This is a genomic window from Rhizobacter sp. P2_H2 (genome assembly GCF_056403375.1).
The window spans coordinates 1-7,796 of record NZ_JBFUFP010000169.1; the positions used below are offsets into that span (position 1 = coordinate 1).

Annotated in this window: 7 protein-coding genes and 1 pseudogene; 7 read left to right on the forward strand and 1 reads right to left on the reverse strand. The window is 71.7% G+C overall.

Annotation, left to right across the window (positions count from 1 at the left end):
* Window positions 1–1,183, reverse strand: a pseudogene (locus AC1D15_RS11885) (hypothetical protein); the annotation flags it as partial.
* A gap of 144 nt (window positions 1,184–1,327) precedes the next feature.
* On the opposite strand from AC1D15_RS11885, the gene AC1D15_RS11890 reads away from it, so the two are divergent.
* From AC1D15_RS11890 to AC1D15_RS11920, 7 genes are all read left to right on the forward strand, one after another.
* Window positions 1,328–1,930 (forward strand): TetR/AcrR family transcriptional regulator, encoded by a 603-nt coding sequence (locus AC1D15_RS11890; protein ID WP_047508557.1) that lies wholly within the window; start codon window positions 1,328–1,330, stop codon window positions 1,928–1,930.
* Window positions 1,931–2,118: 188 nt separating this feature from the next.
* The gene (locus tag AC1D15_RS11895) at window positions 2,119–2,994 is read left to right on the forward strand and encodes an alpha/beta hydrolase (protein ID WP_047508560.1); all 876 of its coding nucleotides are present in this window, start codon (window positions 2,119–2,121) and stop codon (window positions 2,992–2,994) included.
* A 302-nt stretch (window positions 2,995–3,296) separates the two neighbouring features.
* Window positions 3,297–3,533: a hypothetical protein gene (locus AC1D15_RS11900; RefSeq protein WP_047508562.1), complete on the forward strand. Its 237-nt coding sequence runs from the start codon at window positions 3,297–3,299 to the stop codon at window positions 3,531–3,533.
* An 11-nt stretch (window positions 3,534–3,544) separates the two neighbouring features.
* Window positions 3,545–3,721: a hypothetical protein gene (locus AC1D15_RS11905; RefSeq protein WP_465110199.1), complete on the forward strand. Its 177-nt coding sequence runs from the start codon at window positions 3,545–3,547 to the stop codon at window positions 3,719–3,721.
* 235 nt (window positions 3,722–3,956) lie between these two features.
* A complete protein-coding gene (locus AC1D15_RS11910) occupies window positions 3,957–5,240 on the forward strand; it encodes a solute carrier family 23 protein (RefSeq protein ID WP_047508564.1) in 1,284 nt (427 codons plus the stop codon).
* A gap of 49 nt (window positions 5,241–5,289) precedes the next feature.
* Window positions 5,290–7,347, forward strand: coding sequence for a GGDEF domain-containing protein (locus tag AC1D15_RS11915; protein ID WP_477826132.1), 2,058 nt, complete (start codon window positions 5,290–5,292; stop codon window positions 7,345–7,347).
* The coding region (locus AC1D15_RS11920; RefSeq protein WP_477826133.1) for a hypothetical protein at window positions 7,344–7,796 on the forward strand (453 nt) is incomplete at its 3' end. The genes AC1D15_RS11915 and AC1D15_RS11920, both read left to right, overlap by 4 nt.

Consider the following 7,796-nt stretch of genomic DNA (forward strand, 5'->3'; position numbering starts at 1 on the left):
CGTTCAGCGGCGTGCGCAGCTCATGGCTCACGCGCGACAGGAACTGCGTCTTGGCCAGGTTCGCGCGCTCGGCCGCCTCCTTGTCGAGGCGCAGCTGCTCGGCCTCGACGTCGTCGCTCACGTCCCACAGCAGGCCCACCGCGCGCCGGCCGTCGACCTGGCGGCGGCGCGCATTCATCTCCAGGTGGCGCACGCGGCCGTCGCGCCACAGCACGCGAAAGCGCAGCTCCACCAGCTCGTCGCCATTCACGGCCCGCGCGAGCGCCGCATGCAGCGCGGGCAGGTCGGCCGGGTCCACCCTGTCGGCCGACAGTTGCGTGCCGTTGCGCGAGCCCGGGTCGTCATCGACCCCGAAATGGGCCGCCGCGCGGGCATCGAGTTGCACACGATCGTGCTCGACATCCCAGTCGAACACGCCGATGTGCGCGCCCTCGGCCGCCGTGGCGAGCCGCTCGTCGCTTTCGCGCAGCGCCTGTTCGGTGCGGCGCTGCGCGTGGTGCATGCGCATCGTCAACCACACGCTGGCCGCGGCCAGCAATGCACCGAGCCCGAGCGTCGTCGCCGTCACCAGCTGCCGCGTGATGCGCGAGGCCTCGCCGAGCGAGTCGGAGAAGCGCATCCCGAGTTCGGTCAATCGCTCGCTCAGCGGCGGGATCCGCCTCACCAGCAAGCGCAGCTCCGGCGAGCCGTTGTCGCCGGCCAGGATGCGGGCATGCATGTCGCGCCCGAGCGCGCTCAGCTCGTCCATCTGCGCATCGCCTTCCGCCCAGGTCCTGATGGCCTCGGCCATGAAGCCGACGTGGCGAAAGCGCCGGTAGAGGCGGGCCATCGAATCGATGTCGTCCGCATGGTTGCCGCCTTGCAGCAGGCCGCGGCGCACCACGGCCATGTCGGGCACGGGCTTGTCGAGCTCGAGCCTGGCGAGCCGGTCGCCCTGCGACACCGCGAGCGCCGCCAGGTGGCGCCGGTAGTCGAGCGCGTCATGCGATTCGCTGTAGCGGTACAGGTGGTAGATCGCGTCCTTCTGGCCCTTCGACCAGTGGCTCTCGCCGCCGACATACGCGCGCGCCGCCGACAGCGTGTCGGCACTGAAGGCGCTCAGCCCCGCCAGCAGCGCGACCACGACCAGCCACAGGCCGACCACCAGCCAGCGAAATCGCGATCCGTCATCCGACTGCGCCATCGGCTCCCTCTCTCCCGGCGCGCCACCCCCGTCGCGTGCCGTCACGCGGTGTACCACGGCGCCGCAACCCCTGTCGATGGGTGGTGCCGGCGGTGTCCGACACCTCGGCTTGACACTTCGCACGATCGTGCTAAATTGCGCCGCATGGAAACCCGGACCGAACGCAGCGGGCTCACGCTCGCCGCGATCCTCGACACCGCGCTCGGCATGGCCGCCGCCGACGGGCTCGACAGCCTGACGATCGGCGAGGTCGCCCGGCGCCTGGGCTTGTCGAAGAGCGGCGTGTTCTCGCGCGTCGGCTCGCGCGAGGCGCTGCAGATCGCGGTGATCGACGAGTACGACCGCCGTTTCCTGCAGGATGTCTTCGTGCCCGCGATGCGCGAGCCGCGCGGCCTGCCGCGGCTGAACGCGATCATGCGGCTGTGGCTGCAGCGTGCGCGCGATGTCGAGATCCGCACCGGTTGCCTCTATTGCGCCGGCGCCTTCGAGTTCGACGACCGCGAAGGCCCGCTGCGCGACCTGCTGCTCGACCACGTGATGCGCTGGCGCAGCGCGCTCAAGCGCACCGTGATCCAGGCCATCGACGCCGGCCACCTGCGCGCCGACACCGACGCCGACCAGCTCGTCTTCGAGATGGACGGCCTGTTCGTCGCGCTGATGCGCGAAGCCCGTTTCCTGCGCGAGCCGCGCGCCGCCGACCGCTGCTGGTCGGCCTACGAACGGCTCATCCGCTCCCTCCAGGCCTGAAGCCATGCCCGCCCCGTTCGCCGTTCCCTGCCCACACATTTCGCACGTGCGTGCGAAATCAAGGAGATTGCCATGCTGATGATCGTCGTGTCCGCCCTGGTCGTCGCTGCGCTGCTGCGCGGCGCGTGGTCGTTGTGGCGCGTGGTGGCTGCCGTGCCGCACAGCAATGCCGATTTCGGCTGCTTCTGATGAGCACGCCCAACCCCGCCACCGCCTTCTACGCCGCCAGCCGCAGCGCGCGCTGGATCGGCGCCGCGCTGCGCGGCACGCAGTCGATCGCGCCCGGACTGGGCATGCGGCTCGCGCTGCGGCTGTTCTTCACGCCGCTGCCGTTGAAGCTGACGGCGCGGCGGCGCGCCGTGCCGGCCGGCTGGCAGCTGTCGCACTGGCCGTTCGAGCAGGGCACGGTCGCGGTCTACCGCCGCGCCGACCAGCCCGCCGGGCTGCCGACCGTGCTGCTGGTGCACGGCTGGGCCGGTGACGCGCTGCAGATGCGGCCGCTCGGCGATGCGCTGGCGGCGGCCGGTTTCGCGCCGGTGCTGCTGGATTTCCCGGCGCACGGCCGCAGCGCCGCGTGGCGCTCGACGCTGCCGCAGTTCGTGCGCGCGCTGTGGGCGGCCTCGGCCCGGCTCGGCCCGCTGCATGCCGTGGTCGCACATTCGCTGGGTGCGCTGGCGGCCGGCCATGCCGCCGCCAGCGGCCTGCCGGTGAAGCGGCTGGCGCTGATCGCCCCGTCGCCGCCGCCCGGCCTCTTCCTGCACTGGTTCAGCGGCAGCTTCGGGCTGGGCGCCGGGCTGGCCGAGCGGATGGGTGCCGCGATCGAGCGCCGCGAGGGCGTGCCGCTGCAGCAGTTCGAGCCGGCGTGGCTGGGCGAGCGGCTGGCCCAGCCGACGCTGCTGCTGCACGACGAGGGCGACCGCGTCGCGCCGCTGGCCGGCAGCCGGGCGCTGCAGCAGGCCCTGCCCGATGCCCGGCTGGCCACGACGAGCGGCCTCGGCCACCGGCGGGTGCTGTCGGATGAGGAGGGCATCCGACTCGTCGTCGAGCACGTGCGTGCCAAATAGATGAGCGGCGCGGCACGGCCCCTGAGCGGTCGTGGCCGGCCCTTGTAACCGTGCTTGAAAAGCGGGTTTGAAATAAGTGCGGCGGATCGACGAATCCGGTCAAGTCTGTAACCGCGACCTTACCGTCTGGCCACAATTCGGCCGGCACGGACTTCGTCACGCGGCATTTTTGGTCCGAAGCGGGGTCGCAAGACCCGAAAGCAGGCTGGCATGGAAGCTGCGCATCAGTGCGCACAGACTGCCAGTCCGGTGACTCTCCCGCTCCACGCCGGCAGCAGCTCCAACACAAGGACGTCGTTGCCATGTCGCTGTTTCATCGTCGTACGCCTTCTTCCCGCCGGGCCCGCCCGGCCACCCCGAGCTGCCGTGGCGGCGCCTCTTCGCTGCTGCGCCTGGCCCAGCCCGCGACCGGGCAGGGCGGTGGCAACGTCAGGCACTGGCTGGCGCGTGCCGCCAACGTGCTGTCGCCGGCGGCGGCCGAGATGGTCACCGTGCGCCCGAGCGAATTCGCCCCCAGCCAATGGCTGGTCGGCCACTGAAGGGGCTCGCGATGGCACCCCGCACCGAACACATGATCGTCCGCCCGACCAGCCAGCCGAGCGTGACGCGCATCACGCCGCAGGCCGGCAACGCCGCCGACCGGTCGTTCAAGGTCCTGCAATCGAGCCGCGCTCCGGCGCAGCTGTCGTTGTTCCCGCCGCCCGGCAGCGTCCGCGGCGCGCGTTGATTTCCAGACGTATGTGACGTCCAAGGGGGAACGGGCAAGCCGGGGTGGATGAGAGCGAGCCCCCGGCACCTGTCCCGTTTCCCCTCTTTTTTTCACATCCGTCGAATTCAGTTCCCACTGTTACCCGGGCGCGCCGACCATCGGTGCCGGCCCGGGTGACTCGTTTCTGCCGCGCTCCTACACTGCGTCGCGCACCGCCCCGGGTGCGCATCGCAGAAGAACACAGGAGCACGACATGTCCCTCCCCACCTGGCGCGTCCGCAGCGCCCAACCCGGCGTGGTCGTCGCGCCCGACGAGCGCCTGCCGTGGCCGCAGACCTTCGCGATGGGCGTGCAGCACGTGATCGCGATGTTCGGCGCCACCGTGCTGGCGCCGCTGCTGATGGGGTTCGACCCGAACGTCGCGATCCTGATGAGCGGCATCGGCACGCTGATCTTCTTCGTGGTGGTCGGCGGCAAGGTGCCGAGCTACCTGGGCTCGAGCTTCGCGTTCATCGGCGTCGTCATCGCCGCCAGCGGCTATGCCGGCCACGGCCCGAACGCCAACCTGGGCGTCGCGCTCGGCGGCATCGTCGCCTGCGGCGCGGTCGTGCTGCTGATCGGGCTGGCCGTCACGGCCGCCGGCACCGCGTGGATCGAGTCGCTGATGCCGCCGGTCGTCACCGGCGCGGTCGTCGCGGTGATCGGCCTGAACCTGGCGGGCGTGCCGATCAAGAACATGGCGCCGACGCCGTTCGACGCCTGGATGCAGGCCGTCACGTTCCTGAGCGTCGGGCTGGTCGCGGTGTACACGCGCGGCATGACGCAACGGCTGCTGATCCTGGTCGGCCTGCTGGCCGCGAGCGTCGTCTACGCGGTGCTCGCCAACGGCTTCGGCCTGGGTAAGCCGCTCGACCTGTCCGGCGTCGCCGCGGCCGCGTGGTTCGGCCTGCCGGGCTTCGCGACGCCGGTGTTCCAGGCCGATGCGATGCTGCTGATCGCGCCGGTCGCGGTGATCCTCGCGGCCGAGAACCTCGGCCACCTGAAGGCGGTCGGCGCGATGACCGGCAAGCCGCTCGACGCGCTGATGGGCCGCGCCTTCATCGGCGACGGGCTGGCCACGATGGTCAGCGGCGCGAGCGGCGGCACCGGCGTGACGACCTATGCCGAGAACATCGGCGTGATGGCCGCGACCAGGATCTACTCGACCGCGATGTTCGTGGTGGCTGCGCTGATCGCGATCGTGCTCGGCTTCAGTCCCAAGTTCGGTGCGCTGATCCAGGCCATCCCGCTGGCGGTGATGGGCGGCGTCAGCATCGTCGTGTTCGGGCTGATCGCGGTGGCCGGCGCCAAGATCTGGGTCGACAACCGGGTCGACTTCGGCGACAACACGAACCTGATCGTCGCCGCGGTCACGCTGATCCTCGGCACCGGCGACTACACGCTGAAGTTCGGCGGCCTGACGCTCGGCGGCATCGGCACCGCGACCTTCGGTGCCATCCTGCTGCACGCGCTGCTGCGGCGCCGTCCCGGGCGCTGAGCAGTCCGCTGGAACCTCAGGTCCGCCCTTTGCTGGTCGATATCCACCGATGGTCCCGATCCTGCGTGCCCCTGGGGCTTTCCTCCTGCGCCTGAGCTGCGTGCTGATCGCCGCGCTCGCGTGCGGCAGCGTGCGCGCCGCGCCGGCCCCTCCGTCGGCACCGGCCTCCGCCTCGGCCGTGCAGGTGGCATCCGACAGCGCGTTCGCCGAGTTCGAATCGACCGGCCGTGCCCATCCATCCGACACGGCCGCGCTGCTGCGCACGCGCGTCGCCGCGCTCGCGATCGGCAGCGGCGAGTGGGTCGACGCGCTCACGCTGCAGGGCCTGATGCACACCGAGGCCTCGGAATTCGACGCGGCCACCGACTGCGCCCGCCGGCTGCGGCAGCAGGCGACGCCCGCCACCGACGCGGCGGCGCGGCTGATCCAGGCCAGCATGGCGCTGAAGAGCGGCGACGCGCGCGAGGCCGACCAGCTGCTGAATGCCGCCGCAGCCGAACTGCCCGCGTCGACGCCGGCCGCGAGCCGCCTGCGTTTCCTGGCCGCGCATTCGAAGGCCAAGCAGCGCGCCGGCAAGCTCGACGACGCGGTGCGGCTGCATCTTCAGGAGATCGACCTTGCGGACCAGCTCGGCGTCGCCTGGCGCCGCGCCGAGGCCCGCTCGCGCGCCGCCTACTCGCTCTACAAAGCGCAGCAGCCCGAGCGCGCGCGCAGCACCAATGCCGAGGCGCTGGCGATCGCGACCGCGGCCGACGACAAGATCTCGCTGGCCCGCGTGCACAACATCCAGGGCATCCTGCTCGACGGGCCGACCGAGGTCGCCGCGGAGCTGCATTCGATGCAGTCCGCGATCAACTATGCGCACGAGGCCGGCGCCAAGCTCGACGAGGCGCTGCTGCTGGCCAACATGTCGGACTTCTTCCTGCAGCGCGGCGACTACCGCACCGCGCTGCGCCGCGCGCAGGAGGCGCTGCCGCTGACGCGCGAGGTGCGCGACACCAGCAGCGAGATCATCGCGCTGTGGAACATGGGCCTGGCCCACATCGGCCTGGGCGACGTGGCCGACGGCAAGCGGCACGTCGAACTCGCGCTGTCGATGGCCGAGCGCCGCGGCGATGCGCCGCTGGTGTCCGACGTGCTGCTGGAGTTCGGCACCGCGCTCGAGAAGGCCGGCGCCGCCACCGCCGCGGTGCAGGCGCTGCACCGCCACCGTGCGATCGCCGACAAGCTGGTGCAACGCGACCAGCAGAAGGCCATCCTCGAACTGCAGGAGCAGTTCGACAGCGACCGCCGCGGCCGCGCGCTCGCGCTGCTGAACAGCGACAACGCGATCAAGAGCACGCAGCTGCAGCGCCGCGACCTGCAGCAGCGCCTGTGGTGGCTGCTCGCGGCGACCTTCGTGCTGTCGTTCGCGGTGGTGCTGCTGATGATGCGCCGCGTGCGCCGCACCAACCAGGCGCTCGCGCACAGCAATGCGCAGCTGAAGGTGCAGAGCGAACGCGACCCGCTGACCGGCCTCGCGAACCGGCGCTACTTCCAGGCGGCGATGAAGCAGATGTCGGTCGACGGCCAGCTGGCCGGCACCGTGTTCCTGCTCGACATCGATCACTTCAAGCGCATCAACGACGAGCACGGCCATGCGGCCGGCGACGCGGTGCTGGTCGCGATGGCGCAGCGCCTGGYCGATGCCTTGCGCGAGCCCGACCTGGTCGTGCGCTGGGGCGGCGAGGAATTCCTGGTGGTCGTGCAGTCGCTGTCGCGCGAGCAGGTGGATGCGCTGGCGCAGCGGCTGCTCGATGCGGTGGGGCAGGTGCCGGTGCGCTGGCAGGGCCGCGAGATCGCGGTGACCGGCTCGATCGGCTACGCGAGCTTCCCGATCGAGCCGACCGGCCTGGCGGTCGCGTGGGAGCCGGCGATCAACCTGGTCGACACCGCCTTGTACCTGGCGAAGGCGCACGGGCGCAACCGGGCCTACGGCGTCGGGTTGCTGCATGCGCAGACGGTGCAGGGGCTGCAGGCGATCACCGCCGCGCTGGAATCCGCCTGGCGCGACGGGCAGGTCACGCTGACGCTGCTGCGCGGGCCGCTGCTCGAGGGCCGCGCATGACGGTCGGGCGCGGGTTCCGCTGCGGGTTCCGGTGCGCGGGTGTCGCGTGGCTGCTGTTCGCTGCCGGCGCGGCGGCGGCCGGCGTGATCGAGCAATCGGACCAGCTGGTGCGCCAGGGCTACGACCGCCCGGAGCCGGCGCTGAAGGCGCTGCTGCAGCTGCAGCACGAGCAGGAGGCGATCTCGCCGCGGCCGGCGCAGACGATCCGCCGCCTGCAGCTCGCGCGCGCGATCGTGCTGGCGCAGAACGGCCGCATCGGCGAAGCCGGCATGCTGGCCGAGGAGATCCGCACCAGCATGGCGGGCACCGAGGCGGACGAGGCTGACAGCACTGCGCGCGCCAACCTGGTCCGTGCGCTGGTGGCCGAGAACAACGGCCAGCTCGACGTGGCGGCCGCGCTGGCGCAGGCGGCGGTGCCGTCGCTGCAGCAGGGCTGCCCGGGGCCCGAT